The 25,679-nt window shown below is 72.9% G+C and carries 24 protein-coding genes; 14 read left to right on the top strand and 10 right to left on the bottom strand.

The window, feature by feature from the left end:
* Nucleotides 1–35 precede the first annotated feature (35 nt).
* Entirely contained in the window at nt 36–1,346 is a 1,311-nt protein-coding gene (locus tag ACJ9NR_RS08780) for a hypothetical protein (RefSeq protein ID WP_412491670.1), read from the bottom strand.
* A gap of 261 nt (nt 1,347–1,607) precedes the next feature.
* Here ACJ9NR_RS08780 and ACJ9NR_RS08775 point away from each other — a divergent pair, with 261 nt between their 5' ends.
* A complete protein-coding gene (locus tag ACJ9NR_RS08775; protein WP_412491669.1) occupies nt 1,608–3,209 on the top strand; it encodes an MFS transporter in 1,602 nt (533 codons plus the stop codon).
* Nucleotides 3,210–3,305: 96 nt separating this feature from the next.
* Nucleotides 3,306–4,496 (top strand): acyl-CoA dehydrogenase family protein, encoded by a 1,191-nt coding sequence (locus ACJ9NR_RS08770; protein WP_412491668.1) that lies wholly within the window; start codon nt 3,306–3,308, stop codon nt 4,494–4,496.
* A 37-nt stretch (nt 4,497–4,533) separates the two neighbouring features.
* Here ACJ9NR_RS08770 and ACJ9NR_RS08765 read toward each other — a convergent pair whose 3' ends face one another.
* Nucleotides 4,534–4,974, bottom strand: coding sequence for a cell division protein SepF (locus tag ACJ9NR_RS08765; protein ID WP_412491667.1), 441 nt, complete (start codon nt 4,972–4,974; stop codon nt 4,534–4,536).
* Between the two features lie 328 nt (nt 4,975–5,302).
* Here ACJ9NR_RS08765 and ACJ9NR_RS08760 point away from each other — a divergent pair, with 328 nt between their 5' ends.
* The 4 genes from ACJ9NR_RS08760 to ACJ9NR_RS08745 all read left to right on the top strand — a co-directional run bounded on the left by ACJ9NR_RS08760 (nt 5,303) and on the right by ACJ9NR_RS08745 (nt 9,372).
* Nucleotides 5,303–6,478, top strand: a complete 1,176-nt coding sequence (locus ACJ9NR_RS08760; RefSeq protein ID WP_412491666.1) for a DUF5685 family protein — start codon at nt 5,303–5,305, stop codon at nt 6,476–6,478.
* Between the two features lie 98 nt (nt 6,479–6,576).
* On the top strand, nt 6,577–7,212 hold the full coding sequence (locus ACJ9NR_RS08755; RefSeq protein WP_412491665.1) for a GTP-binding protein: 636 nt from the start codon (nt 6,577–6,579) through the stop codon (nt 7,210–7,212).
* 204 nt (nt 7,213–7,416) lie between these two features.
* Nucleotides 7,417–8,316, top strand: coding sequence for a S1 family peptidase (locus ACJ9NR_RS08750; RefSeq protein ID WP_412491664.1), 900 nt, complete (start codon nt 7,417–7,419; stop codon nt 8,314–8,316).
* Nucleotides 8,317–8,490: 174 nt separating this feature from the next.
* Nucleotides 8,491–9,372: a slipin family protein gene (locus tag ACJ9NR_RS08745; RefSeq protein WP_412491663.1), complete on the top strand. Its 882-nt coding sequence runs from the start codon at nt 8,491–8,493 to the stop codon at nt 9,370–9,372.
* 216 nt (nt 9,373–9,588) lie between these two features.
* Here ACJ9NR_RS08745 and ACJ9NR_RS08740 read toward each other — a convergent pair whose 3' ends face one another.
* Complete coding sequence (locus ACJ9NR_RS08740; protein ID WP_412491662.1) at nt 9,589–10,617, bottom strand: ABC-2 transporter permease; 1,029 nt, start codon at nt 10,615–10,617, stop codon at nt 9,589–9,591.
* A 133-nt stretch (nt 10,618–10,750) separates the two neighbouring features.
* Between ACJ9NR_RS08740 and ACJ9NR_RS08735 the strand changes: the two genes are divergently transcribed.
* Nucleotides 10,751–14,341 (top strand): DNA polymerase III subunit alpha, encoded by a 3,591-nt coding sequence (locus tag ACJ9NR_RS08735; protein WP_412491661.1) that lies wholly within the window; start codon nt 10,751–10,753, stop codon nt 14,339–14,341.
* Complete coding sequence (locus ACJ9NR_RS08730) at nt 14,338–15,312, top strand: DNA polymerase Y family protein (protein WP_412491660.1); 975 nt, start codon at nt 14,338–14,340, stop codon at nt 15,310–15,312. The genes ACJ9NR_RS08735 and ACJ9NR_RS08730 overlap by 4 nt, the downstream gene beginning before the upstream one ends.
* A 3-nt stretch (nt 15,313–15,315) precedes the next feature.
* On the opposite strand, the gene ACJ9NR_RS08725 is transcribed toward ACJ9NR_RS08730, so the two are convergent.
* Entirely contained in the window at nt 15,316–15,690 is a 375-nt protein-coding gene (locus tag ACJ9NR_RS08725; RefSeq protein WP_412491881.1) for a cupin domain-containing protein, read from the bottom strand.
* A gap of 92 nt (nt 15,691–15,782) precedes the next feature.
* Here ACJ9NR_RS08725 and ACJ9NR_RS08720 point away from each other — a divergent pair, with 92 nt between their 5' ends.
* A complete protein-coding gene (locus ACJ9NR_RS08720) occupies nt 15,783–16,229 on the top strand; it encodes a MarR family winged helix-turn-helix transcriptional regulator (RefSeq protein ID WP_412491659.1) in 447 nt (148 codons plus the stop codon).
* A gap of 171 nt (nt 16,230–16,400) precedes the next feature.
* Nucleotides 16,401–17,261 carry an esterase/lipase family protein gene (locus ACJ9NR_RS08715; protein ID WP_412491658.1) on the top strand — a complete coding sequence of 287 codons (861 nt, stop codon included), beginning with the start codon at nt 16,401–16,403 and terminating at the stop codon, nt 17,259–17,261.
* A gap of 61 nt (nt 17,262–17,322) precedes the next feature.
* Here ACJ9NR_RS08715 and ACJ9NR_RS08710 read toward each other — a convergent pair whose 3' ends face one another.
* Nucleotides 17,323–18,405 (bottom strand): lytic polysaccharide monooxygenase auxiliary activity family 9 protein, encoded by a 1,083-nt coding sequence (locus tag ACJ9NR_RS08710; RefSeq protein WP_412488875.1) that lies wholly within the window; start codon nt 18,403–18,405, stop codon nt 17,323–17,325.
* A gap of 224 nt (nt 18,406–18,629) precedes the next feature.
* On the opposite strand from ACJ9NR_RS08710, the gene ACJ9NR_RS08705 reads away from it, so the two are divergent.
* A complete protein-coding gene (locus tag ACJ9NR_RS08705; RefSeq protein WP_412488876.1) occupies nt 18,630–19,094 on the top strand; it encodes a GNAT family N-acetyltransferase in 465 nt (154 codons plus the stop codon).
* A 6-nt stretch (nt 19,095–19,100) separates the two neighbouring features.
* Here the strand turns inward: ACJ9NR_RS08705 and ACJ9NR_RS08700 are convergent, their stop codons facing one another.
* Nucleotides 19,101–19,235 (bottom strand): hypothetical protein, encoded by a 135-nt coding sequence (locus tag ACJ9NR_RS08700; protein WP_412488877.1) that lies wholly within the window; start codon nt 19,233–19,235, stop codon nt 19,101–19,103.
* Nucleotides 19,236–19,374: 139 nt separating this feature from the next.
* Between ACJ9NR_RS08700 and ACJ9NR_RS08695 the strand changes: the two genes are divergently transcribed.
* Complete coding sequence (locus tag ACJ9NR_RS08695) at nt 19,375–19,992, top strand: class I SAM-dependent methyltransferase (protein WP_412488878.1); 618 nt, start codon at nt 19,375–19,377, stop codon at nt 19,990–19,992.
* 39 nt (nt 19,993–20,031) lie between these two features.
* Here the strand turns inward: ACJ9NR_RS08695 and ACJ9NR_RS08690 are convergent, their stop codons facing one another.
* Nucleotides 20,032–20,532, bottom strand: coding sequence for a ribonuclease FAU-1 family protein (locus ACJ9NR_RS08690; RefSeq protein ID WP_412488879.1), 501 nt, complete (start codon nt 20,530–20,532; stop codon nt 20,032–20,034).
* The gene (locus ACJ9NR_RS08685) at nt 20,513–21,445 is read right to left on the bottom strand and encodes a GNAT family N-acetyltransferase (RefSeq protein WP_412488880.1); all 933 of its coding nucleotides are present in this window, start codon (nt 21,443–21,445) and stop codon (nt 20,513–20,515) included. Before ACJ9NR_RS08685 ends, ACJ9NR_RS08690 begins: the two co-directional genes overlap by 20 nt.
* An 89-nt stretch (nt 21,446–21,534) precedes the next feature.
* Here ACJ9NR_RS08685 and ACJ9NR_RS08680 point away from each other — a divergent pair, with 89 nt between their 5' ends.
* The gene (locus ACJ9NR_RS08680) at nt 21,535–21,906 is read left to right on the top strand and encodes a GntR family transcriptional regulator (RefSeq protein WP_412488881.1); all 372 of its coding nucleotides are present in this window, start codon (nt 21,535–21,537) and stop codon (nt 21,904–21,906) included.
* Between the two features lie 291 nt (nt 21,907–22,197).
* On the opposite strand, the gene ACJ9NR_RS08675 is transcribed toward ACJ9NR_RS08680, so the two are convergent.
* Both ACJ9NR_RS08675 and ACJ9NR_RS08670 read right to left on the bottom strand, forming a co-directional pair.
* Complete coding sequence (locus ACJ9NR_RS08675) at nt 22,198–22,950, bottom strand: DUF72 domain-containing protein (protein ID WP_412488882.1); 753 nt, start codon at nt 22,948–22,950, stop codon at nt 22,198–22,200.
* A gap of 15 nt (nt 22,951–22,965) precedes the next feature.
* Nucleotides 22,966–24,060 (bottom strand): DUF5925 domain-containing protein, encoded by a 1,095-nt coding sequence (locus ACJ9NR_RS08670; protein ID WP_412488883.1) that lies wholly within the window; start codon nt 24,058–24,060, stop codon nt 22,966–22,968.
* A 188-nt stretch (nt 24,061–24,248) separates the two neighbouring features.
* On the opposite strand from ACJ9NR_RS08670, the gene ACJ9NR_RS08665 reads away from it, so the two are divergent.
* Nucleotides 24,249–25,679: a GH39 family glycosyl hydrolase gene (locus ACJ9NR_RS08665; protein ID WP_412488884.1), complete on the top strand. Its 1,431-nt coding sequence runs from the start codon at nt 24,249–24,251 to the stop codon at nt 25,677–25,679.

The raw sequence follows: 25,679 nt of genomic DNA, 5'->3' as shown, positions 1-25,679 counted from the left end.
ATTTCCCCGGGCGCTCACGGGGCCCGGGAAGCCGATCATGGCGGACCGGAGCCGTTGAGCCAGAACGCTCCGTACACGGCCGATGCCGCGGCGACACCGCACACCACCAGCGCCGACCTCGACGTGCGCAGCCGGGCCAAGGGCACCGCGAGGGGCAGCAGCAGCGGGAAGGCCGGCAGCAGCAGGCGCGGTTTCGAGCCGAAATAACTCGACGCGCACAGGGCCAGTGCGGTGACGACACCCGCGTACACGAGCAGCGGGAGCGGCTGGCGCCGGCGTACGCAGACGGCGTACGCCCCGATCACCAGGCCGACCCCGGCGATCGTGCCGAGGCCCGCGAGGACCGAGGGGAACGAGGTGAGCTCGCCGGCGACGAAGCGGGCGAAGGCGGCGCCGCCGTCGAAGCCGTTGCGCCAGCCCGCCTGGACGTCCAGATAGCCCAGCGGGCCCCTGCCGGTGTGGTGGCCGACCCACAGGACGTAGCCCGCGGCGCCCAGTGGAGCCACGAACAGGGCCAGGGCGCGGCGGGCCGTGCCGGGGGCGTACGCCGTGCCCGGCGCGCCCTCGGATGCGGGGTCGCGCCCCGAGGGGCTGTGCGCCGACGGCGCGGGGGCGTGTTCGCCCGCGTGGGCGGCGCCCGGGTCCGCCGTGCTCCGCTCTCGCCCGAACGAGGCGATGCCGGCGGCCCACACGGCGGCGGCGACGGCGAGCCCGACCGGCCGGGTCAGCCCCGCCAGCGCGGCCAGGGCGCCCGCGGCCGGCCAGCGGCCGGTCAGGACCGCGTACAGCGACCAGGCGGCGAGCGCGGTGAACAGCGACTCGCTGTACGCCATCGACTCCACGATCCCGACGGGCAGCACGGCCCACAGCAGCACGGCGCAGACGCCCACCCGGCGCCCGCCGTCACCCGCCCGGAGGCACGCCTCGCCCCTTTCCCGGTCCCCGCGGCCGTGGACCCGGTCCGCGACCGCGAAGATCCCCCAGGCCGCCGCGAGCGAGGCGAGCAGGCTGACGGCGAAGCCGGCGTCCGCGTACGACAGGGGCGTCACCGCGTGCAGCAGCCGCTCGAGCCAGGGCAGCAGGGGGAAGAAGGCCAGGTCCGAGTGCACGTCGCCGTTGGGCAGCCGCACCTCGTAGCCGTAGCCGAGACCGGCGACCCGGGTGTACCACAGCGCGTCCCAGCGGGCGGTCAGCAGGGTGTGGGCGCTCTTGCCGTGCGCGCCGCTCCACACCGCCAGCACCACCAGGCCCAGGGCGCGCACGGCCGCGTACCCGAGGAGGGCCGGGGCGGCACGGCGCAGGGCCCCGCCGCGGGGCGGCGCGGTACGCGTCGCGAGATCGGTCACGGGCCCGATTATCGGCGCCCGCCGGAACCGGCGAACCGGGCGGGGCGTGGACGAAGGGGAAGGGAAAGTGGTGCATGCCACACGGATCGGTGCGGACTCTGAGAGGTCCGCCACGTGACCGCGGCGCGGACTCGCGTACGCTGGCGTGTCACTCGCCTTCGTTGCGCGGGCCGGAGACCACCGCTCCCTCCGGCCGAGTCACGGGGAGTCCCCACCCCGTGTGCCCCGCCGAACGCGAGGGAACATCTGGGAGGTACGTACATGTCCGGGACGACCACGGCCGCCGCCGCGCTGCGCCGTCGGGCGGCCGGGGCCGGTGCCAACCGCTGGGTCGTCCTCGTCGTCCTCTGCGTGAGCCTGCTGCTGGTCGCGGTCGACGCGACCGTGCTGCACGTGGCGGTGCCCGCCGTCACCGAGGACCTCAGGCCCGGCGCGATAGAACTGCTCTGGATCGTCGACGTCTACCCCCTCGTCTGCGCCTCGCTGCTGATCCTCTTCGGCACGCTCGGTGACCGCGTCGGCCGCAGACGCATCCTCCTTCTCGGCTACGGCCTCTTCGGCCTCGCCTCCGGCCTCGCGGCGCTCGCCCACGACCCGCAGGTCCTGATCCTCGCGCGGGCGCTGCTCGGCGTCGGTGGCGCGATGATCATGCCCGCGACGCTCTCGATCCTCCGCCAGGTCTTCCCCGACCGGCGTGAGCGGGCCCTGGCGATCGGTGTCTGGAGCGCGGTCGCCGCGGTCGGTGCGGCCGTCGGCCCGCTGCTCGGCGGCTTCCTGCTGGAGCACTTCTGGTGGGGCTCGGTCTTCCTCGTCAACATCCCGCTGATGCTGGTCAGCCTCCCGGTGGGACGGCTCCTGCTGCCCGAGTCGCGGGGCACCGGCGACGGTCCCTGGGACGTGGTCGGCGCGCTGACGGCCGCGGCCGGCCTCTTCGGCGTGGTCTTCGGGGTGAAGCGGCTGGGCGCCGGTGAACTCGGCGTCCTCACCGCGGTGCCGCTCGTCCTCGGCGCGGGGCTGCTGGTCCTCTTCGTGCGGCGGCAGCGGCACCGCGCGCATCCGCTCGTGGACCTCCGCATGTTCGCCCGGCCCGCCTTCAGCACGTCCGTGGGCTGCATCGTCCTGGCCATGCTCGCCCTGGTCGGACTGGAGCTGATCGCGGCGCAGTACCTGCAGCTGGTGCTGGGGCTGTCGCCGCTGCAGACGGGGCTGCGGCTGCTGCCGCTGACGTTCGCCGCGATGGCCGCGGGGCTCGCGGGGGCGCGGATGCTGCGGCGCTTCGGGCCGCGCCGGATGGTGTGCCTCGGCTTCTGCCTGACGGCCGTGTCGGTACTGCTGCTGACGGCGATGGGCGGCACGGACGACCCGGGCCTGCTGGTCTCCGCCTTCCTGGTGCTCGGCTTCGGCCTGGAGACCACGCTCTTCGGCGCCTACGAGTCGATGCTGAGCGAGGCGCCGCCGGACCGCTCCGGCGGTGCCGCGGCCGTCGGGGAGACGTCGTACCAGCTGGGAGCAGGGATCGGCATAGCGCTGCTGGGCAGCGTGATGAACGCGGCGTACAAGCCGGGGCTGTCGTCCGTGCCCGGTGTCCCCTCGGCCGCCTCGGCCGCGGCGGGCCACTCGCTGGGGGAGGCGTACCAGGTCGCCGGGCGTCTGGGCGGGCCGGCCGGAGCGGCACTGCGCCGGGCCGCCCGGGACTCCTTCGTGCACGGGCTGCACGTCACCCTGCTGGTGAGCGTCGGCCTGCTGCTCCTGGGCGCGGCCATGGCGCTGCGCCTGCCGCGGACCATGCAGTGCGGCGAGACGGCACCCGCGGTGGAACTGCCCGCGCCGAGGGAGATGGCGGACTCCCGCGTCTCCGTGTAGCCCCGGGGCACTGGACGTGCGGGACACTGCGTCGTAACGTCGGCTCCGGAATCTAACTAGCGCTGCTAGTTTTTATCAGTGTCGGAGGGTGTCCCCATGGCCGCGTCCGCGAAGTTGCCCCCGTTCGACCCCGCCGACCCGCTCGGCATCGACGACCTGCTGGAGCCGGAGGACATCGCCGTCCGGGACACCGTCCGCTCCTGGGCGGCCGACCGCGTCCTGCCGCAGGTCGCCGAGTGGTACGAGAGGGGCGAACTGCCCGGCATCCGCGAGCTCGCGAAGGAACTCGGCGGACTGGGCGCGCTCGGCATGTCCCTCACCGGGTACGGGTGCGCGGGCGCGAGCGCCGTGCAGTACGGCCTCGCCTGCCTGGAGCTGGAGGCCGCCGATTCCGGCATCCGGTCCCTGGTCTCCGTGCAGGGATCGCTCGCGATGTACGCGATCCACCGCTTCGGCAGCGAGGAGCAGAAGCAGCGGTGGCTCCCGGGCATGGCCGCCGGTGACGTCATCGGATGCTTCGGGCTGACCGAGCCGGACCACGGCTCCGACCCCGCCTCCATGCGGACGTACGCCAAGCGCGACGGTACGGACTGGGTGCTCAACGGACGCAAGATGTGGATCACCAACGGGTCGGTGGCCGGGGTCGCCGTCGTCTGGGCACGGACCGACGACGGCATCCGCGGCTTCGTGGTGCCCACGGACGCCGCCGGGTTCTCCGCGCCCGAGATCAAGCACAAGTGGTCGCTGCGCGCCAGCGTCACCAGCGAACTCGTCCTGGACGACGTACGGCTGCCCGCCGACGCCGTACTGCCGGAGGTCGTCGGGCTCAAGGGTCCGCTCAGCTGTCTCTCGCACGCCCGTTACGGCATCGTCTGGGGGGCCATGGGTGCGGCGCGCAGCTGTTTCGAGGCGGCAGTCGACTACGCGAAGTCGCGGGAGCAGTTCGGGCGGCCCATCGGGGGGTTCCAGCTCACCCAGGCCAAACTCGCCGACATGGCGGTCGAACTGCACAAGGGGATCCTGCTCGCCCACCATCTGGGGCGGCGGATGGACGCCGGCCGCCTGCGTCCCGAGCAGGTCAGCTTCGGCAAGCTCAACAACGTACGGGAGGCGATCGAGATCTGCCGTACGGCGCGCACCGTTCTCGGCGCCAACGGGATCTCGCTCGAATATCCCGTCATGCGGCACGCCACCAACCTCGAGTCGGTGCTGACGTACGAAGGCACCGTCGAGATGCACCAGCTCGTGCTGGGCAAGGCGCTCACCGGACTCGACGCCTTCCGGTGAACCCTGCGCGGGGGCAGGGCCGGTGAGCGGCCCTGCCTCAGCTCTGGTTGAAGAACCCGTCCGCCCGGTGCGCCGCCGGGTCCTGGCTCACGATCTCCGTGTCGGCCGGAGTGAGCAGGAAGACGCGGTTGGAGACGCGGTCGATCGAACCGCGCAGGCCGAAGATGAGTCCCGCCGCGAAGTCGACGACGCGCTTGGCGTCGGCGGCCTCCATGGCGGTGAGGTTCATGATGACCGGAACGCCCTCGCGGAACAGCTCGCCGATGGCGCGGGCGTCCCGGAAGCTGTCGGGGGTCACCGTGCCGATGCGGCGGCCCTTCTCCTCCGCGGTGTCCGAGGCCACCTTGACCCGCGGGTCGGTGACCCAGGCATCCCCGGGCTGCTCGGTCCCTTCGGAGTAGTCGTCGTCGTAGTAACGCTCGTCATCGTTGTCGTCGACGAGGCCAAGCCAGGCACTCGCCTTGCGTACCGATCCCATGGACGCCTCCTCTCACAGCGGTTCTTCTGCTTTCCGCATCCCTATGGTCATCCATGATGCGGTTGGCGCGCCAAGTGGATAGACGCCGCGCGGGGGGTTTGTGACGGTACTGGTGCAGAGCGAATCCGTCGAGAGCCCGGGTATCCCAAGGGTCGTGCAGTATGCGGGTGCTGACTGTGAGTGAAATATGATTCTTCACGGCGTACGGGTGACGGGCGGGGCGTACGGGTGAACGCAATGGCCGATAAGCTGCGGCAGCTCATCGCCGTATCGGCCGTAACGGCCTGATCGGCCGCACCGGATGGCGCATGTCACGGGGGAGATCGTCATGTTCGGAATCGTCAGGCCCTGCCGTCATCGGCTCGGTGAGAGCCTCAAGTCCCAGTGGACGGCGCACCTGTGCGGACTGTGTCTCGCGCTGCGCGAGGACCACGGGCAGTTCGCACGGGTCGTGACCAACTACGACGGGCTGCTGATCTCCGTTCTGACGGAGGCTCAGGCCGAGGGGGCGGGCGGCGGGCGGCGGCGTACCGCGGGGCCCTGCCCGCTGCGCGGGATGCGGACCGCCTCCGTCGCACAGGGTGAGGGGGCGCGCCTCGCGGCGGCCGTTTCGCTGGTGCTCGCCTCGGCCAAGGTGCGCGACCACGTCGCCGACGGCGACGGGCTGCTGGCGCGCCGGCCGGTGGCGCTCGCCGCCCGGCGGGTGGCGTCCAGCTGGGGTGCGGCGGGTGCCCGTACGGGATCCGACGTCGGTTTCGACACGTCGGTCCTGGTGGACGCCGTGGACCGGCAGACCGGCATCGAGGCGCTCGCCGGACCCGGGACGCCGGTCCTGACGGTCACCGAGCCGACCGAGACGGCGACCGGAGCGGCCTTCGCGCACACCGCGGTGCTCGCGGGGCGGCCGGGCAACACCGCGCCGCTCGCCGAGGCCGGGCGGCTGTTCGGGCGGCTCGCGCACCTCCTGGACGCCGTGCAGGACAAGGAGGCTGACGCCGCGTCGGGGGCCTGGAACCCGCTGACCGCGACCGGGACCCCGGTCGAGGAGGCCCGGCGGCTGGCCGGCGACGCCCTGCACGGGATACGGCTCGCGCTGCGCGAGGTGGAGTTCACGGACGGCAGGCTGGCGCACCGGCTGCTCGTGCACGAACTGCGCGCTTCCGTCGACCGCGCCTTCGGCACGGCCTCGTGCGGACACGGCCGCACGCCGTCGCCGGCGGGGTCGTACGCGCCGCCCGGCGGGCCCGGCCTGCCGCCGCGGCCGCCGCGGCACGACCGGCGCGGACTGCTGGCGGGCTGCGCGGTGTGGGCGGGGCTGGCCTGCACGTGCCGGATGTGCTGCGGGGAGTACGAGGACCCGTGGAGCCGCGAGCGCAAGAACGGTCTCTGCAACGGCGCCGACTGCGGGGACTGCGGGGATTGCTGTGACTGCTGCAATTGCTGTGACTGCGACTGCTGTGACGGATGCGATTGCTGCGACTGTGGGTGTGACTGCGGTTGCTGACGGGGTGTGCGGTGTGGCGGTGAACGGTGAACTGTTCTGAGACGTAGAGCTGGTTGAGGACGTGAGGACCGTCCGGCCGCTCGAAAGGATCAGCAATCATGCCCGGCCGCTGTGACAGGACCGCCCCGCTCGCCGTGAAAATCGTGGTGAGCGGGGGACTCGGGGTCGGCAAATCCACGTTCATCAGAGCGATTTCGGAGATCGAGCCGCTGGACACGGAGGCGGCGATCACCCAGGTGTCGGTGGGCGTCGACTCACTCGACGGAATCGAGTCGAAGACGACCACGACGGTCGCGCTCGACTTCGGCCGGATCACTCTCGATCCGTCGATCGCCCTGTATCTGTTCGGGACGCCCGGGCAGCGGCGGTTCTCGTTCATGTGGGAGGAACTGGCGGAGGGGGCGCTCGGGACGGTGGTGCTCGCGGACACCCGGCGGATCGGGGACTGTTTTCCGGCTCTCGACTATTTCGAGGACCGGGGTGTGCCGTTCGTGCTCGCCGTGAATCGCTTCGACGGTGCCGAGCGGACCGGACTGAGGACGGTGCGGGAGGTTCTGGGACTGGGCCGTGAGGTGCCGGTGCTCGAATGCGACGCACGCGAGCGGGATTCGGTGCGGGACGTTCTCGGTGCCTTGATGGACCGGGCGCTGGGGGTCCGGTCCGCGCCCGTGGAAGGGAGGGTGACGGTGCGTCGGCCGGCGCGGACGGCCGGAGCCGGGTCGGTCGGTCCCTGAGCCGGATGGCCGGAACCCTTGGGTGGTTCAGGACTTGACGGCCGAAAGGCACCCTTGCGCCTACCGGTCGTTCGGCCGAATACTCCCGGCAAGCGCTTGTCAGGGGCACACCTTGTCCGAAATCCGGACGTTGTCGGCCCTGGCTGCGCCTCACGGGGCCCCGACCCCACGCGGGCCCCCCGACTTCCCCCTGGGAGGAACGAAGTGAGGATCAAGCGCACCACCCCCCGCAACGGCATCACGAGACGGAGCCGGCTGATCGCCGTCACCACCGGCCTCGTGGCCGCCGCCGCTTTCGCGGTCCCCAGCGCGAACGCGGCCACCCCCACACCCTTCAGCACCGCCCAGCTCAGGAGCGCCGACGCCTCGGTGCTCAAGGCGGACGTCCCGGGTACCGCCTGGTCCGTGGACAGCAAGACCAACCGTGTCGTCGTCACCGTCGACAGCACGGTCTCCAAGGCCGAGATCGCCAAGATCAAGCGGCAGGCCGGCAGCAACTCCGGCGCCCTGACCATCAAGCACACCCCGGGCACGTTCAGGAAGCTGATCTCCGGCGGTGACGCGATCTACGGCGGCCAGTACCGCTGCTCCCTGGGCTTCAACGTGCACAGCGGAAGCACCTACTACTTCCTCACCGCCGGTCACTGCGGTCAGGTCGCGTCCACCTGGTACTCCAATTCCAGCCACAGCACGGTGCTGGGCACCAACGTGAGCTACAGCTTCCCGACCAACGACTTCGCGCTGGTCCGCTACACCAACTCCTCGATCGCGCACCCGAGTGCGGTCGGCGGCCAGACCATCACCCGCGCGGCCACCCCGAGTGTCGGTACGACGGTCTACCGTCGCGGCTCCACCACCGGTACCCACAGCGGCCGGGTCACCGCACTGAACGCCACCGTCAACTACGGCGGCGGCGACGTCGTCTACGGCATGATCCAGACCACGGTCTGCGCCGAGGGCGGCGACAGCGGCGGCCCGCTGTACGCGGGTTCGACGGCGTACGGTCTGACCTCCGGCGGCAGCGGCAACTGCAGCTCCGGCGGCACGACCTTCTTCCAGCCGGTCACCGAGGCGCTGAACTACTACGGCGTGAGCGTCGGCTGACGAGCCCGTCCCGGCACACGCACCGGGCAGCAGGCGAGCCCCCGCGGCAACTGCCGTGCGGGGGCTCGCCCTTGTCCGCGCCCCGGAGTTACCTTCGAAGTACAGGCAGCACGCCTCTGTATCGACGCCTGTGCAGCGCGTCCATACACCCACTTCGGACCCTGGGGGGCCGACATGGTCGAGGAGCTGGTGGCCACGGGAGTGGTCCTCGCGTCCGCCGGAGCGGTGTACCTGCTGGCCGCCGCGCGCGTCGTCAAGCAGTACGAACGCGGTGTGGTGTTCCGGCTCGGCAGGCTCCGTGACCAGGTGCGCGGGCCGGGCTTCACGATGATCGTGCCGTTCGTGGACCGGATGCAGAAGGTCAACCTGCAGGTCGTGACGATGCCGGTGCCCGCGCAGGAGGGCATCACCCGGGACAACGTCACGGTGCGGGTGGACGCCGTCGTCTACTTCAAGGTCACCGCGCCGGCCGAGGCGATCGTGCGGGTGGAGGACTACCGGTTCGCGGTGGCGCAGATGGCGCAGACCTCGCTCAGGTCGATCATCGGCAAGAGCGAGCTGGACGACCTGCTCTCCAACCGCGAGAAGCTCAACCAGGGCCTGGAGCTGATGATCGACAGCCCGGCGGTGGAGTGGGGCGTCACCATCGACCGCGTCGAGATCAAGGACGTCTCGCTGCCCGAGGCCATGAAGCGCTCCATGGCCCGGCAGGCCGAGGCCGACCGGGACCGCCGGGCCCGTGTCATCAACGCGGACGCCGAGCTGCAGGCCTCGAAGAAGCTGGCGGAGGCCGCCGAGCAGATGGCGGACACCCCCGCCGCACTCCAGCTGCGGCTGCTGCAGACGGTGACGGCGGTCGCCGCCGAGAAGAACTCCACGCTCGTCCTGCCCTTCCCCGTGGAGCTGCTCCGCTTCCTGGAGAAGGCGCAGAACACGGCCGGTGCGCCGCAGCAGACACCGCAGCCGATCGCACGGCAACCGGTGCAGGAGCAACTCCCGCCCGCGGAGCAGGACCCGGGACCGGACTCCGAAGGGTCGAATTCCGGACAGGGCTAGTGCCGCGGCAGGCAACGTTTGCCCGTCAAGGAGCGGCGTCCGGTGCGTGCTCTCGGCGGGTCGGCCGGAAGCCCTCGTACTGGACGTACTCGGGGTTTCGGCCGGTGCGGCGAGAGTGCGTGCCGGGCGTCGCGACGGGGCGAACGTTGCCTGTTGCGGCACTAGGACGGCCCCGGGCCCTGCCTGCTGCCACGGGCCCCGTGAGGTGTGGAAGGCCTACGTCGCCGGTGTGAAGGTTTCCGTGCGCCGCCGTCGCAGCTCCGCCGCCAGCAGTGTGATCACGATCCCGGCCGCCGCCCACGCGGACAGCACCAGCAGGGCGCCGGTCGTGGCGTTGCCCTCGAAGTACGCGATCGAGCGCGCCGCCCAGGTGCCGGCTCCCGGTGGCAGCGCGGGCCCGATCGCCTTCCAGAACGGCGGCAGCATCGGCAGCGGGAAGGCGCCTCCCGCGCTCGGATTGCCCGCGATCACCACGATCAGGATCGCCAGGCCGATGCCGACGATCCCGAAGAGCCCCTGGAGGGCGAGCGTCGCCGCCCCGACCGCGAAGGTGACCAGCGCACCCAGTCCCCAGAGGGCCATGACGCTCCCGGGCAGGGCGCCCAGGACCGGCCCCACGATCACCGCTCCGCCGAGCCCGCCGGCGATCGAGACCAGCGCGATGACGAGCAGCCGGATCGCCGCGCGGCGCGGCGTCGCGGGCCGGGCGCCCGAGCTGATCGCCAGGATCGAGGCGCACAGATAGCCGCCCACGCACCAGCCCACGACCACGTAGAAGGACGACAGCCCGTCGAAGTCCTCGGACGAGGCCGGCGCCACGTCGACGGTCCGGACGGTCCGCTGCCGGGCGGACTCCAGGGAGGTGACGCGCTGGTCCAGGGTGTTCGCGAGGGCCGTGCCGCCGCCGCTCGCGACCAGCAGCGTGTCGGTGGTGCCGGCCGGGTCGATCAGCAGCGCGCCGTCGATGTCCCGGTCCAGGATCTGCTTCCGGGCCGTCGCCTGGTCGGCGACCACCCGCGGGTCCAGCGGTGAGCCGGGCAGCCGTTCGAGCCGGGTCACCGCCTGCCGTGCCGCGGCGGCGGGCGCCACCACCCCGAAGGGCACGTCCCGGGGCCTGGGGTCGTGCAGCGCGCCCACGTAGGAGGCGATGAACAGCAGCTGGAGGGCGATCACGCCGATGACCAGCAGGGTGGCGCGCGGGGTGACCGCGTCCCGGGCCTCGGCGAGAAACGTCCTCTGTGTCATGTCCCCACAGTCCGAGGCGGCGGACGTTTCCGCAGGTGGGAGGGGGCCGAACGGTTGTCGTACATGCATTCGATTTTTGGTCTATGGTGGAGGTGGGGCGATCGGGAACTGATGTTCGAATCGGGAGGTGCGGATGCCGGGCTTCACTCATCTGCACACCGCCTCCGGGTTCTCCCTGCGCTACGGCGCCTCCCACCCGGAGCGGCTGGCGGAGCGCGCCGCCGAGCGGGGCATGGACGCCCTCGCGCTCACCGACCGCGACACCCTCGCCGGCACGGTCCGCTTCGCCAAGGCCTGCGCCGGGGCGGGTGTGCGCCCCCTGTTCGGTGCCGAGCTGGCGGTGGAGCGGCCCGCGCGGACGCTGCAGGACGATGCACCGCGGCGGACGGGGGCGCCCCCGGCCGAGCGGGGCCGGCGCCGCGCCCCGGTACGCGGCGGTGCCTTCATCGACGAGTCGGCACCCCGCGCCACCTTCCTCGCCCGGGACGGCGCCCGCGGCTGGGCCGACCTGTGCCGGCTGGTCAGCGCCGCCCACTCGGCCGGGGCGGAGGGGGCATCGCGCGGCATCCCGCCGAGGGGAGGCGGCCGGGAGGCGGCCGGGCCCCTGCTGCCCTGGGCCGGCAACCACGCCGAGGGCCTCACCGTGCTGCTCGGCCCGGCCTCGGACGTCGGCCTCGCGCTGGCCGCGGGGCGCCCGGACCGGGCCGCGAAGCTGCTCGCCCCCTGGCGCGAGATCTACGGCGACGCCCTGCGCCTCGAGGCCGTCTGGCACGGCCGCAAGGGCACCGGCCCCGGCTCCCTGCGGCTGGCCGCCCGCACCGTCGGCTTCGCCGCCGAGCAGCACGTCCGCCCGGTGCTGAGCAACGCCGTCCGCTACGCCGACCCGGGCCTCGGCCCGGTCGCCGACGTCCTGGACGCGGCCCGCCGGCTGGTGCCGGTCGACCCGGCGGGGGGACTGGACTCCGGGGAGGGCTGGCTGAAGGACGCCGGCGCCATGCGGCACGCGGCCGAGCGGATCGTGGAGGCCGCGGGCTACCGGCGCGACACCGCCCACCGGCTGCTGGAGCAGACGCAGGCGACGGCCGCCGAGTGCCTGGTGGACCCCGACGACGACCTCGGCATGGGTGCCGTCCACTTCCCCGAGCCGCATCTCGTCGGCGCGGGCCGCCGCACCGCCCAGCGGACGCTGGCCTCGCGGGCGGCGGCCGGAATGGTGCGGCACGGCTACGCGGGCAGGCGCGCCTACTGGGAGCGGATGCACCACGAGCTGGACATCATCGCCCACCACGGTTTCGCCTCCTACTTCCTGACGGTCTCCCAAGTGGTGCAGGACGTCAGGGACATGGGCATCCGGGTCGCCGCACGCGGCTCCGGCGCGGGGTCCCTGGTCAACCACCTCCTCGGTATCGCGAACGCCGACCCGGTCGAGCACGGGCTGCTGATGGAGCGCTTCCTGTCCAAGGAGCGGGTCGTGCTGCCCGACATCGACATCGACGTGGAGTCCGCGCGCCGGCTGGAGGTCTACCGCGCGATCATCGACCGGTTCGGCGAGGAGCGGGTCGCGACCGTCGCGATGCCGGAGACCTACCGTGTCCGCCACGCGATCCGCGACGTCGGCGCGGCCCTGTCCATGGACCCGGCCGAGATCGACCGCATCGCCAAGTCCTTCCCGCACATCCGCGCCCGCGACGCCCGCGCGGCCCTCGACGAACTGCCCGAGCTCAGGGCGCTGGCGGGGGAGCGGCAGCGGTACGGACGGCTCTGGGAGCTGGTCGAGGCGCTCGACGCCCTGCCGCGCGGAATCGCGATGCACCCCTGCGGTGTGCTGCTGTCCGACGCCTCCCTGCTCTCCCGTACGCCGGTCGTGCCGACCAGCGGCGAGGGGCTGCCCATGGCGCAGTTCGACAAGGACGACGTGGAGGACCTCGGGCTGCTCAAGCTCGACGTGCTCGGCGTCCGGATGCAGTCGGCGATGGCGCACGCGGTGGCCGAGGTGGAGCGGGCCACGGGGGAGCGGGTCGACCTGGACGCGCTGGAGGACGGCGATCCGGCGGCCTACCGGCTCATCCGGTCCACCGAGACGCTGGGCTGCTTCCAGATCGAGTCGCCGGGCCAGCGGGACCTGGTGGGGCGGCTCCAGCCGGCCACCTTCCACGATCTCGTCGTCGACATCTCGCTCTTCCGGCCCGGCCCGGTCGCCGCCGACATGGTGCGGCCGTTCATCGAGGCCCGGCACGGACGGGCGCCCGTCACCTACCCGCATCCGGACCTGGAGGAGGCGCTGAAGGGCACGTACGGCGTCGTCGTCTTCCACGAGCAGGTCATCGACATCATCGCCGTCATGACCGGCTGCGGGCGCGGCGAGGCGGACCGGGTGCGGCGCGGGCTGTCGGACCCCGGGTCCCAGGGCCGTATCAAGGTGTGGTTCGCCCAGTGCGCGGCGGCCGGCGGATACGACGCAGAAACGATTCGGCGGACCTGGGAGACCGTCGAGGCCTTCGGCAGCTACGGCTTCTGCAAGGCGCACGCGGTCGCCTTCGCCGTGCCGACCTACCAGTCGGCCTGGCTGAAGGCGCACCATCCGGCCGCCTTCTACGCGGGCCTGCTCACGCACGACCCCGGGATGTACCCCAAACGGCTGCTGCTGGCGGACGCGCGGCGGCGCGGGGTGCCGGTGCTGCCGCTGGACGTGAACAGGTCGGCGGTCGCCCACCGTATCGAACTGGTGTCCGAGTCGCCCGTGAGGTGGGGGCTGCGGCTGGCCCTCTCCGACGTGCACGGCATCAGCGAGGCCGAGGCGGCGCGGATCGCCGACGGGCAGCCGTACGCCTCGCTGCTCGACTTCTGGGAACGGGCCCGCCCGAGCCGGCCGCTCGCCCACAGGCTGGCGCAGGTCGGCGCGCTGGACGCCTTCGGCGCCAACCGCCGTGATCTGCAGCTGCACCTGACCGAGCTGCACCGGGGCGCCCGCGGCGCGGGCGGCGGCCAGCTCCCGCTGGCGGGCGGGCGCAGGACGGCGCCGGCCGGACTGCCGGACCTGTCGGAGGCGGAGAAGCTCAGCGCCGAGCTGGGGGTGCTGTCGATGGACGCCTCACGCAACCTGATGGACGACCACCGGGCCTTCCTCGACGAGCTGGGCGTGGTGTCCGCACGCCGGCTGCGCGAGGCCGGGCACGGCGAGACGGTGCTGGTCGCGGGCGCCAAGGCGGCGACCCAGACCCCGCCGATCCGCTCCGGCAAGCGGGTCATCTTCTCCACCCTGGACGACGGCACGGGCCTGGTCGACCTCGCCTTCTTCGACGACTCCCACGACGCCTGCGCCCACACCGTCTTCCACTCCTGGCTGCTGCTGGTGCGCGGGGTGGTCCAGCGGCGCGGCCCGCGCAGCTTCAGCGTGGTGGGCTCCGCCGCGTGGAACCTCGCGGATCTGCTGCGGGTGCGCGCCGAGGAGGGGCTCGACGGGGTCGCGGCCCGGCTCGCCGAACCGCCCGCCGGCGACGGCTCCGCGCCGGCGGACGGCGGAGGTCCGTCGCCGGCCCGCCTCGCCGGTTCGGACGGCCGGCCGGCGCCCGCGGGCTCCGCGGCCCGCGACCCGATGGAGGACCGGAGGATCCGCATGTCCACGGGGTACGAGATGCACCCCTGGGCGGATCTGCGCCCCGCGGGCGAAGGGCCCGCGGTGGGAAGGAAGTTGTGGCACCAGAGCCCGGGGAGTGCGGGATGACCATCGTGTGCGTACGTTTCCAGCTGACTCCGGCGGACGAGGCGGCCCTGCCGGGACTGCTCGCGCTGCTCGAGGAGTTCACCCCGGTCGTCGAGGCGCTGCCGCCGGACGGGGCACTCGCCGATCTGCGGGGGGCCGAGCGGTATTTCGGGCGCGGCGCGGTCGAACTGGCGGCGGTGATCCGCGTGCGCGCCCTGGCCCTGCACGGCGTGGACTGCGCGATCGGCGCCGGGCCGGGCCCGATGCTGGCCCGGGTGGCGCTGCGCGACGCCCGGCCGGGGGTGACGTGCGCGGCGCCCGAAGACCCCGGCGCCCTCGCGGAGTTCCTCGCGGACCGGCCGGTCGCCGTGCTCCCCGGCGTCGGCGCGGCCACCGCTCGCACCCTGTGCGACTACGGCCTCGACACCCTGGGCCGGGTCGCCGCCGCACCGCTCTCCACGCTCCAGCGCCTGATCGGCGCGAAGGCGGCCCGCGATCTGCACGAGAAGGCGGGCGGTATCGACCGCGGCCGGGTCGTCCCCAACGCCGTCTCGCGTTCTCTCGCCACCGAACGCCCCTTCACCCGCGACGAGCTGTCCCCGCAACGGCACCGCCGCGCGCTGCTGTCCGCCGCCGGGGAACTGGGTGCCCGGCTGCGCGCCCTGGAGAAGGTCTGCGGCACGCTCACCCTCACTGTGCGCTACGCCGACCGCACCTCGACGACCCGCACCCGCACCCTGAGGGAACCCACCGCCCACTCGGCGGCCCTGACCAGGACGGCGTACGCCCTGTACGAGGCACTCGGCCTCCAGCGCGCCCGGGTCCGCGCCCTCGTCCTGCGCGCCGAGTCCCTCGCCCCCGCCGAACAGGCCTCGTACCAGCTCACCTTCGACCCGGTGGACGAGAAGGTCCGCCGTGTCGAGGAGGTCACCGACCGGGTACGCGCGAAGTTCGGACCGCACGCGGTGATGCCGGGGGCGATGGTGGCGTAGCCCTCAGTTGGCCCACGGCGGGGTGATCCGGGTGCCGTCGGCCAGTTCGGCCTCCAGGCCGATGGACGTGGTGACCCAGGAGATCGCCGTCTGGTCGCCGGGGTTCTCGACCCCGAGGGCCGTGCCCGGGTTGACGACGACCGTGTCGCCCGCGGTGACGCGCTCGGTGCGGCCGTCGAGGGTGATGAGCAGCTCGCCGACGAGCAGGTGGAAGATCTCCTCGCGGCTGACGGTGTGGACGGGGGCCTCGGTACGGGGCGGGATCTCGCCGCGCCAGGCGCAGAGTTCCCTGCTGCCGGTGAGCGGGGTGGCGTACGAGACGAAGCGGGCGCCGTGGATCTCGTGCGTGACCGCTTGGGACGTGCGGATGACGGGCATGGCTGCCTTTCGGTCGGAGGTCAAGCTGCTTGACCATCTGCTCCAATGGTCAAGCAGCTTGACCATTCCGTCAAGGGTGTTTCAATGCCTGCGTGCAGAACTCCGAGGCCATGGCCCTGTCCGCCGCCCTGCTCGCCGCCGCCGGTGAGCTCACCCAGCGCATTCATGAGGGGGTGCTCGCGCGTGGCTTCGAGGGGCTCAGGCCCGCGCACGGCTTCGCCTTCGCCCGGCTCGCCCCGGACGGCGCGACGGTGACCGAACTGGCCGCCCACCTCGGCGTGACCAAGCAGGCCGCGAGCCAGCTCGTCGACGAGGTCGTGCGCAAGGGGTACGCCGAGCGGCGGCCGCACCCCGGCGACGCGCGGGCCCGGCTGGTGGTGCTGACCGAGCGGGGGCGGGCGTGCACCCGGGCCGCGGAGGAGGCGGCCGCGGAGGTGGTGCAGGGGTGGGGGCGCCTGCTCGGGGAGGCCCAAGTGTGTTCGCTGCGTGACCAGTTGACGCGGATCGCGCCCTACGGGCCCGTCCGGCCCGGCTGGTGACGGCGCGTCGGCGGCTACGGCGAGTTAGCTATCACTGGAAGTTTTTACTGACGCGTAACTTCACACTTGCGCTACTCGCCCGTAACTTGACGAGTGAACAGCATCCTTCGTGATCCGGATCACAGGGCGTAAGGCCATCGCACCTCCCTTGAGCCGCAAGGAGACCGCTCGATGCTGCCCTGGAAACGACTGCTCAGACCCCTCGCCGCCCTGCTGCTGACCGCCTCGGTCGCCCTCGTCCCCGCCACCGTCGCGCACGCCTCCGGAGCCGCGAGCTCCGGCTGGAACGACTACTCCTGCAAGCCCTCCGCCGCCCATCCGCGTCCCGTGGTCCTGGTCCACGGCACCCTCGGCAACTCGGTCGACAACTGGCTGGCGCTCGCCCCCTACCTGGAGGACCGGGGCTACTGCGTCTTCTCGATGGACTACGGCCAGTTGTCCGGCGTCCCCGTCTTCTACGGCCTCGGCCCCATCGACAAGTCGGCCGGGCAGCTCTCCGCCTATGTCGACAAGGTGCTCACCGCGACCGGCGCCGCCAAGGTCGACATCGTCGGCCACTCCCAGGGCGGCATGATGCCCCGCTACTACCTCAAGTTCCTCGGCGGGGCCGCCAAGGTGAACGCCCTCGTCGGCATCGCGCCCGACAACCACGGCACCGACCTGGACGGCCTGACCAAGCTGCTCCCGTACTTCCCGGGCGCCGCGGACCTGCTGTCCAAGAACACGCCGGGCCTGGCCGACCAGGTGGTCGGCTCGGCCTTCCTCACCAAGCTCAACGCGGGCGGCGACACCGTGCCCGGAGTCCACTACACGGTCATCGCCACCAAGCACGACGAGGTGGCCACGCCGTACAGCAGCCAGTTCCTGAGCGGTTCCGACGTGCACAACGTCCTGATCCAGAACCTGTGCTCGCTCGACCTCTCGGAACACGTCCTGATCGGTCTCACCGACCGGATCGCCTTCCATGAGGTGGCCAACGCGCTCGACCCGGCCCATGCCACCACGACCAACTGCGCGTCGGTGCTGAGCTGACGCACCCGGCGGGGCCTGTCCGGCCTGAGCCGCCGGACAGGCCCCGCCCCCCGTGGGCCCCCTACTGCCGGCCGTGCCGCCCGGCGCCGGTCGCCCGCCTGCGGACAGAGGCGAACAGGGCCGCCGCGCCGAGGGCCAGGGCGGCGGCCCCGCCCATGGCCAGGTACGGGGTGCTGCCGCCGCCCCCGGTCTCGGCGAGGCCGTCCGGTGCGCCGGCCGCCGACGGTGCGCCGACGGCGGCCGCCTCGGCGGTGACCCGGGGCTCGGCCGACGTACGGGCGTCCTGGTCGCCGTGGCCGTGGTGCCCGACCGTGGACTTGCCCGCACCCGCGGCGATCTGCTCGTCCGAGGGCGCGGAGGCGGCCGGGGCGGGCGCCCCGCCGCTCGCCGTACCCCTGCCGCCGGTGTCGCCGCCGCTGTGGTCACCCGCGCTCTTCCCGCCCGCACTGTTGCCGCTCGCGCCGTTCCCGTCCGCGGTGTCCGTGCCGCCGCCGGCCGCGGAGGCGCCGCCGAAGGTGACGTCCGAGCAGGAGTAGAAGGCCTCCGGGCTGTCCGAACGCTGCCAGATCGCGTACAGCAGCTGCTTGCCGGAGCGCTGGGGGAGCGTGCCGGAGAAGGTGTAGAAGCCGCCGGAGGCGGCCGGGTCGGTGGCCGTCGCCACCGGGTGCCCCAGATCCAGGTCCGACCAGGCCAGCGGCTTCGCCGGGTCGTAGCCGGGCTTGGTGAGGTAGACCGTGAACGTGCCCCTGTGCGGGGCGGTCACGCGGTACTTGAAGGTGTACGCGCCGCTCTTCACGCTCGTCGCGGGCCAGTCGTCGCGCGCCAGGTCGAGGCCCTTGAACTCCTCGTTGCCCGCGCTGCACAGCTTGCCGTCCGGTATCAGCGTCCGGTGCCGCCCGCCGGCGTCGCCGATGCGGATGCCGTTCCAGTCGTAGAGCGCCTGGGTGCCACCGGCCGCGACCGCCGCCCTGCACGCGGCCGACCCGGGACTCTCCGGGCCCTCCGCGTAACACTGGGCGACCCGGCTGACCGGGTCGCCCATCGTGCCGTGCGCCGACGCCGGGGCGGCGGCGAGCGCGGTCAGGGCGAGCGGGGCGCCGCCGAGGACGGCGAGCGTGGCGACCTTGCGGCGGCGTGCGGGCATGCGGAATCTCCTCGAACGTCCTGATGCGTGCGGGCGGGGCCCGCGGACGTGATCCCGCGGGCGGATCACAGGGGGCGCGGACCCCGTGGCGCGGATCCTGTGGGGTGCGATCAGAAGCTAGCCCCAAGAAACCGCGGAATCGCCTGCTGGAGGCGGGTGAGGGAGATCCTTATGGTGGCGTTAAGGGAGTGCTCAGACTGGGATCAGGTAATACCGTGCGCGGCATGGGAGCAGACGGGATCCGGCCGGCCGGGGCCACCGACGTGGCGGCCGTGAAGGCCGTGACCGACGCCGCGTACCACCGCTACATCGAGCGCATCGGGGTGGTGCCGGTGCCCATGGAGGCGGACCACGCGGCGAACGTGGCCGCGGGGAAGGTCTTCGTGACGGGTGACCCCGTCATCGGGCTCGTGGTGCTCGAGGAGCGCGACGACCACCTGTTCCTCGACAGCATCGCCGTCCACCCCGACGCGCACGGCAGGGGGGTGGGACGGCGGCTGCTGGGATTCGTGGACGCACGCGCGCGTGCGCTCGGCCTGCCCGAGGTCAGGCTCTGCACCAACGCGATGATGTGGGAGAACCAGGAGATCTACCCGAAGTTCGGCTACGAGGCCGTGGAGCGGCGGGTGGAGGGCCCCTACGACCGCATCCACTACCGCAAGCGGCTGGCCGGCAGCGGCTGCGACTGACCGGCGTCAGCCGTCCGGCCACCATGTTCGTGCGATGTCTCGGCGCACCTCCGGGCGTCCGGCGGGGCGCTCGTCGGCCTTGTCGCGGACCCTGCGCGAGTCCGTCTTCTTCAGGGGCTTCTGCACAGTGGTCCGGCGCATGGCTGCCTCCTTCAGGGCCTACCGGGTTCCGCGTTCTCACGGAGGTAGACCCTTTTCGGGAGGGTGACTCATCGGTGCGGGTCTGTCTGTGGCCGCTGTCACCATTCGACTGTCAGTGGTGGGTGTCACTCTTGGGCACATGACGAACGACAACGGGGACCTGACCGGCACGGACGTCGACTGGGACGCGCTGGCCGCCTCCTTCGACGACGAACCGGACCACGGACTGCGCGATGCGCGGGTGCGCCGGGCATGGGCCGGCCGGCTCGCCTCCTGGCTGCCCCCGCGGGCGAGCGACGTCCTGGACCTGGGCTGCGGCACGGGCAGTCTGTCGCTCCTCGCGGCCGAGCAGGGACACCGGGTGACCGGTGTGGACGCGTCACCGGCGATGGTCGACCGCGCCAGAGCCAAGCTGGCCGGGCGCGACGCCGTGTTCCTGGTCGGTGACGCGGCGGCACCGCCGGTCGGGGAGCAGCGCTTCGACGTCGTCCTGGTACGGCACGTCCTGTGGGCGCTGCCCGACCCCGGGCGCGCCCTGCGGCACTGGCGCGGCCTGCTGCGGCCGGGTGGACGGCTCGTCCTGGTCGAGGGCGTCTGGGGCACGGTCGACCCGGCGGGCATACCCGCCGACGTCCTGACCGGCCTGCTGGCCCCGCTCGTGGTGGGGGAGGTGCGGCTGGAGCGGTTGTCGCAGGACGCGGTGCTGTGGGGGAAGGAAGTGACGGACGAGAGGTACGCGGTGGTGGCCGTGGTGTGAGGCCGGTCGGGCCGCGCGGGCCGTGCGGCACGGCTGCTTTCAGGCCGTCAGCGCCTCGAAACCGCCCCCGCGGGCCAGCCCCTCCAGCTCGTCCAGCGCGGCCACCGCCGCGGCCGCGGCCTCCGGGTCCGTCTCCGTCAGGCCGCTCGCCTCGAACTCGTCCTCGTCCAGGCGGCGTACGTCCCCGCCGTCGGCCGAGCGCCACAGGTCCAGGTCGAGGTCCTCGACGACCAGTCCGGTGCCGAGGAGCACGGCGGGGCGGGTGACGTCGCAGTACCAGCCCTTCAGGGCGCCCGCACGGTCGCGGACCTCCTTCACCGCGTACCAGCGGTCCCGCCAGTAGTACTCCGTGAAGACGTCACCCTTCTCGAAGCGCACGAAGCCGAAGTCGCGGACGCCCTCGCCGGCCCAGGGGGCACGGACGGCGATGCGCGTGCCGTCGTCGCCGAGCAGCTCCGCCTGGTAACGGATCTTCGTACGGCCCGCCTTGACGAGGACCACGTCCACCGTGGCCCCCCGCTCAGCCGAGTTCACGGACATGGCGCACCTCCGTCGCGCAGATCTCGTACCCGAACCACTTGTTGATCGCGAGCATCGGGCCGTTGCCCGCGTCGTTGCCCGTGAGCGCGTGGGCGAAGCCGGCGGCGCGGGCGCGGTGCAGGGAGTCGTTCTTGACGAGCTTGGCCAGGCCGCGGCCGCGGAAGGCCCGTGCGGTGCCGGTCATGGCGGTGGCGTAGCGGCCGGTCGAGGGGTCGGTGTGCGCCGCGCTGAACGCGGCCGGGCGGCCCTCGACGAGGGCGACGGTGGTCAGCTCCCGGTCGAGCAGCGGGTGTTTCCAGTTCTCCTCGATCCAGTTTCCGTAGTCGGTGAGCCCGGTGTCCACATCGCTCGGTTCGTCCCGGGTGGTCTCCGTGTCCAGCTCGAACAGCGGGCGCGGATCGTCCGCGAGGTCGGCCGCGGAGCGCACCTCGACACCGGGCGGCAGCGGCTGCGGGGGCGGGAGCGTGCCACCGAGCAGATCGAGGCGGAGGAAGTGGGCGGAGCGGCCGGCGCGGTAGCCGTGCCGCCGGGCGAAGGCCCGGTTGGCCGGCTCGTCCAGCACCCACGCGAACAGCTTCGTCGCGCCGTGTGCGGTGAGGTGCTCCTCCGCGGCGCGGACCAGGAGTTCGCCGGCACCGCGGCGCGTCCGGTCCGGGCGGACGTAGATGTTGAGCATCCCCTGGCCCGGTACCGGGCTGTCGTGCGCCAGTTGCACCTGGGCGGTGCCGATCGGCTCGCCGTCCGCCTCCGCGACGAGGGAGCGGAAGCGGGCGTCCGGGTGGCTGTGGACGAGGCGGTGCAGCACGGCGTCCGCGGTCCACAGGATGTGCGGGAGGGCGAGGTGCCGTATCCGGGCGAAGCCCTCGGCGTCGGACCGGTCATCGGGGCGCAGGTCGCGCACGCTCACAGTCATATGGGCGCACGCTACGTGCGGACACGCCCCGGCGCCTCTCATTTTCGGGCGGATGCGTGGGATCCGGTGGGTGCGGGAGAATCGGCTGCGTGACCTTGAAGATCCACATCGACGAAAGCGCCGCGCCCTACGAGCAGGTGCGGGCGCAGATCTCCGAGCAGGCGCGGTCGGGGGCACTGCCGGTCGGGTACCGGCTGCCGACCGTGCGGGGGCTGGCCGAGTCGCTGGGCCTCGCGGCGAACACGGTCGCCAAGGCCTACCGCGCCCTGGAGAGCGACGGGGTGATCGAGACCCGGGGGCGCAACGGCACGTACGTCGCTGCCGCGGGCCCGGCGGCTCAGCGGGAGCTGGCGTCGGCCGCCCAGGTCTACGTCGAGCGGGTCCGACGGCTGGGGCTGGACCAGGACGCCGCGCTCACGGCCGTGCGGGACGCCCTGCGAGCGGTCTACGGCGACAACTGAGCGAAGCGGGGGCGCGGGCGGGGACCGGCCGGCAGGGGTGGGGGACCGGCTGGCACGGGTGGGGGGGCGCGGGCGGGAGTGCCCGGCACGGGCGGGGCGGGGAAGGACCACACGGCCTGGAGGCGTCGGCCGGGAGTGCCTCGGCACGTGGAGGCGTCGGCCGGGAATGCCCGGCGCGGTGGAGGCGTGGGCGCGCGGGGAGGACCCGGCGCGGTGGAGGTGTGGGCGCGCGGGGAGGGCCCGGCACGGCACGGGTCCGAGCGAGAGCGTCCGCGTCGTGGTGTGCCGGTGTCACAGGGTGCGGGTGGTGTCCAGGGCCGCCGCGCGGGCCGCCCGTGCGAACGTCCTCGCGTCCTCGACCGCCGCCGCGTTCGGGTCGTTGTTGAAGTACGTGTACACGTCGCCGTCTGGGCCCCAGGTCGCCGCGATCCGCTCCGCCCATGTCCGCAGCGCCCGGCGCCCGTAGCGCGGCCAGGCCCGCGCGCGCCCCTCGTGGAAGCGGACGTAGCCCCAGTCGGTGGTGCGCCACAGCGGGGTCATCGGGGAGCCCCGCACGTCGGCCCAGCACAGGGCGGCGCCGTGGTCCTGGAGGACCTTGCGGATCTCCTCCGTCCACCAGGAGCCCTGGCGCGGCTCGACCGCCACGCGCGTGCCGGGAGGGAAGCGGGCCAGGCACTCGTCCAGCAGCCACGGGTCCGCCTTCAGCGTCGGCGGGAGCTGCAGGAGCACCGGGCCCAGGCGGTCGCCGAGACCGGCCGCGTGGGTCATCAGGCGCTGGACCGGTTCGCCCGGTTCGCGCAGCCGCTTGATGTGGGTGAGGTACCGGCTCGCCTTCACCGCGACCACGAAGTCCGGCGGCACCCGCTCCCGCCAGTTCTCGAAGGTCTCCCGGGCCGGCAGACGGTAGAAGGCGTTGTTGACCTCCACCGTGGCGAAATGCCGCGCGTACTCCTCAAGCCACAGCCGCTGCGGGCACCGGTCCGGGTAGAAGGCACCCCGCCAGTCCCGGTACTGCCACCCCGACGTCCCGACGAACAGGGTCATACCCTCATCAAAGCACTACAGGTACAGTCCCGCGTCCGCCCCGTCCCGCGGCTCCGGCAGGGCCGTCGGGGACGTCCCCCGGCGCAGCGCGTACAGCTCCGCCAGCGTCGCGCCCTCACGGCCGACACCCTCCTCGGTGCCGAGCCAGTCCACCGCCTCCCGGCGGGTCAGCGAGCCCACCTCGATACGGGCCAGACAGCGGCCCGGGCGGACCACGGCCGGGTGCAGGCGCTCCAGGTCCTCGTTGGTCGTCACGCCCACCAGGACGTTGCGGCCCTGGCCCAGCAGGCCGTCGGTCAGGTTGAGCAGCCGGGACAGGGCCTGGCCGGCCGTGTGCTTGGCCTCGCCGCGGATCAGCTCGTCGCAGTCCTCCAGGAGCAGCAGCCGCCAGCGGCCCTTGCCGGTGCCGTCCTCCTCGCCGATCGCGATGTCCATCAGATAGCCGACGTCGGAGAACAGGCGCTCGGGGTCGAGCACGCAGTCCACCTGGCACCAGTCCCGCCAGGAACGGGCGAGGGTGCGCAGCGCCGAGGTCTTGCCGGTGCCGGGCGGGCCGTGCAGCAGGAGCAGGCGGCCCGCGATGTCCTCCGGCGTCGTCTTCATCAGCCGGTCCATCGCCTCCGCCACCGGTGCGGTGTAGTTCTCCCGCACCTCCTCCCAGGTGCCCGCGGAGATCTGCCGGGTGGTGCGGTGCGGGCCGCGCCGCGGGGAGACGTACCAGAAGCCCATCGTCACGTTCTCCGGCTGGGGCTCGGGCTCGTCCGCCGCGCCGTCCGTGGCCTGGTCGAGGACCTGGCGCGCGAGGTCCTCGCCGGTCGCCGTCACCGTGACGTCGGCGCCCCTGTTCCAGCGGGAGACCAGCAGCGTCCAGCCGTCGCCCTCCGCCAGCGTCGCGCTGCGGTCGTCGTCGCGGGCCACTCGCAGCACCCGGGCGCCCGGCGGCAGGAGCGTGGCCCCGGACCGGACGCGGTCGATGTTCGCCGCGTGCGCGTAGGGCTGCTCGCCCGTCGCGAACCGGCCGAGGAAGAGCGCGTCGACGACGTCGGACGGCGAGTCGCTGTCGTCGACGTTGAGCCGGATCGGCAGAGCTTCGTGCGGGTTCGCAGACATGGCGTCCATGATCCGTCACCGGCACGTCCCGTGCACCCGGTTTCCGCCGTGCGCCGGGTGTGTCGGCCGTGTCCGCCGTGTCGCGTGCTTCCGAAATGCCCGCCGGCGTATTCCGTCCACCTTGTTGCAGACCCGTGCAATCACAACATCTGCCCGACCCGGCCGCCGCGCGGTTACTGTTGCCCTCGATGGGACGTCATGAGTGGACTTCGGGGGCACGGCGGTGGCGGCTCACCGCGCTGCTCGGGGTGGGCGTGGCCGCGCTGGCGCTGATCGTCACCCTGGTCAACACGCTGCCGGGGGGCGGCGGAAGCACGGCGGGCACCTCGCGCAACGGCGACGCGGTGCACGGCACGCCGGTGACCCCTCCCGGCGCGGACAGACCCGAGGTGGGCTGGGGTTTCACGCACACCCAGTACAGCGCCGACGAGGGCGACCCGGCCGCCACCGACCGGGTGGAGCGGCTGATCTCGGGCGCCGGGGGCCTGCCGCAGGACCAGGCGATCATGGGCTGGGGCGCCGACAACCCCGAGCCGGTGAAGGGCCGTTACGACTTTGGCGCGATGGACCGCCGCATCGACTTCATCCGCAGGTCCGGCGGCACCCCGGTGGTCACCCTGTGCTGCTCGCCGGACTGGATGAAGGGCGGCAGAGCCGGCGTCGACAACACGGACTGGAGCCGGTCGGCGCTGGAGACGGCCCCCGAGCCGGACCACTACGCCGACTTCGCCGCGCTGGCCGCGACCGTCGCCAAACGCTATCCGGACGTACGCCACTTCATCGTCTGGAACGAGTTCAAGGGCTTCTGGAACGACGCCAAGGGCCGCTGGGACTACGAGGGTTACACCAAGCTGTACAACCTGGTCTACAGGGCCCTGAAGAAGGTCGACAAGAACATCATGGTCGGCGGGCCGTACCTGGTGATGGACAGTGTCGACCCGCGCGCGGGCGAGGCCTCCGCGACCTTCAAGGGCCCCTGGGGCGCCATGGACCAGCGTGTCCTCGACGCCTTCGAGTACTGGAACAGGCACAAGGCGGGCGCCGACTTCGTCGTCGTGGACGGCTCCAGCTACACCAACGACGACGAGATGCTGCCCGACGAGTTCGCGGCGACCGACAAGTTCACCGCGGTCGGCAGGTGGGTGCGGCGGCGGACGGGCGGCCTGCCGCTGTGGTGGGCCGAGTACTACGTCGAGCCCGCCGACGGCAAGGGCGGGCGGAAGGGCTGGTCCGAGAACCGCCGCGTCGCCGTCCAGGCCGCCGGAATGATCGCCATGGTCAGGGGCGGCGCCTCCTCCGGCTTCTACTGGAACCCCGAGGACGAGAAGGGCGACGGCTGCGCCGGCTGCCTGTGGACGCCCACCGGCGGCTCCGACGGCGGCCGCGAGCTGCCCATGTTCGGCCTCGTCTCCCGCTTCCACCGGGCGTTCCCGCCCGGCACGACGTACACGACCGTCTCCGTGGCCGCGGACGACGTGCCCAACGTCCGGGTCCTGGCCACCGACCGGACCGTCCTGGTGGTCAACACCCTCGGCCGGCCGATCAGCGCGAAGGTGGACGGCAGACGGTTCGGGATGCGGGCCTACGAGGTGAAGTGGCTCGACCGCACGGGCGGTTGA

It is taken from the genome of Streptomyces sediminimaris, from assembly GCF_047049295.1.
Lineage (GTDB): Bacteria > Actinomycetota > Actinomycetes > Streptomycetales > Streptomycetaceae > Streptomyces > Streptomyces sediminimaris.
This window is presented reverse-complemented; position numbering and strand designations above follow the sequence as displayed.

Bases quoted from the DNA above. Each gene is read 5' to 3' on its own strand.
- ACJ9NR_RS08755 (WP_412491665.1), top strand. From the start codon at position 6,577: ATGCCCGGCCGCTGTGACAGGACCGCCCCGCTCGCCGTGAAAATCGTG.
- ACJ9NR_RS08730 (WP_412491660.1), top strand. From the start codon at position 14,338: ATGACCATCGTGTGCGTACGTTTCCAGCTGACTCCGGCGGACGAGGCG.
- ACJ9NR_RS08685 (WP_412488880.1), bottom strand. From the start codon at position 21,445: ATGACTGTGAGCGTGCGCGACCTGCGCCCCGATGACCGGTCCGACGCC.
- ACJ9NR_RS08695 (WP_412488878.1), top strand. From the start codon at position 19,375: ATGACGAACGACAACGGGGACCTGACCGGCACGGACGTCGACTGGGAC.
- ACJ9NR_RS08770 (WP_412491668.1), top strand. From the start codon at position 3,306: ATGGCCGCGTCCGCGAAGTTGCCCCCGTTCGACCCCGCCGACCCGCTC.
- ACJ9NR_RS08665 (WP_412488884.1), top strand. From the start codon at position 24,249: ATGGGACGTCATGAGTGGACTTCGGGGGCACGGCGGTGGCGGCTCACC.
- ACJ9NR_RS08745 (WP_412491663.1), top strand. From the start codon at position 8,491: ATGGTCGAGGAGCTGGTGGCCACGGGAGTGGTCCTCGCGTCCGCCGGA.
- ACJ9NR_RS08735 (WP_412491661.1), top strand. From the start codon at position 10,751: ATGCCGGGCTTCACTCATCTGCACACCGCCTCCGGGTTCTCCCTGCGC.
- ACJ9NR_RS08760 (WP_412491666.1), top strand. From the start codon at position 5,303: ATGTTCGGAATCGTCAGGCCCTGCCGTCATCGGCTCGGTGAGAGCCTC.
- ACJ9NR_RS08705 (WP_412488876.1), top strand. From the start codon at position 18,630: ATGGGAGCAGACGGGATCCGGCCGGCCGGGGCCACCGACGTGGCGGCC.
- ACJ9NR_RS08715 (WP_412491658.1), top strand. From the start codon at position 16,401: ATGCTGCCCTGGAAACGACTGCTCAGACCCCTCGCCGCCCTGCTGCTG.
- ACJ9NR_RS08670 (WP_412488883.1), bottom strand. From the start codon at position 24,060: ATGTCTGCGAACCCGCACGAAGCTCTGCCGATCCGGCTCAACGTCGAC.
- ACJ9NR_RS08690 (WP_412488879.1), bottom strand. From the start codon at position 20,532: ATGTCCGTGAACTCGGCTGAGCGGGGGGCCACGGTGGACGTGGTCCTC.
- ACJ9NR_RS08675 (WP_412488882.1), bottom strand. From the start codon at position 22,950: ATGACCCTGTTCGTCGGGACGTCGGGGTGGCAGTACCGGGACTGGCGG.
- ACJ9NR_RS08740 (WP_412491662.1), bottom strand. From the start codon at position 10,617: ATGACACAGAGGACGTTTCTCGCCGAGGCCCGGGACGCGGTCACCCCG.
- ACJ9NR_RS08775 (WP_412491669.1), top strand. From the start codon at position 1,608: ATGTCCGGGACGACCACGGCCGCCGCCGCGCTGCGCCGTCGGGCGGCC.
- ACJ9NR_RS08700 (WP_412488877.1), bottom strand. From the start codon at position 19,235: ATGCGCCGGACCACTGTGCAGAAGCCCCTGAAGAAGACGGACTCGCGC.
- ACJ9NR_RS08725 (WP_412491881.1), bottom strand. From the start codon at position 15,690: ATGCCCGTCATCCGCACGTCCCAAGCGGTCACGCACGAGATCCACGGC.
- ACJ9NR_RS08710 (WP_412488875.1), bottom strand. From the start codon at position 18,405: ATGCCCGCACGCCGCCGCAAGGTCGCCACGCTCGCCGTCCTCGGCGGC.
- ACJ9NR_RS08765 (WP_412491667.1), bottom strand. From the start codon at position 4,974: ATGGGATCGGTACGCAAGGCGAGTGCCTGGCTTGGCCTCGTCGACGAC.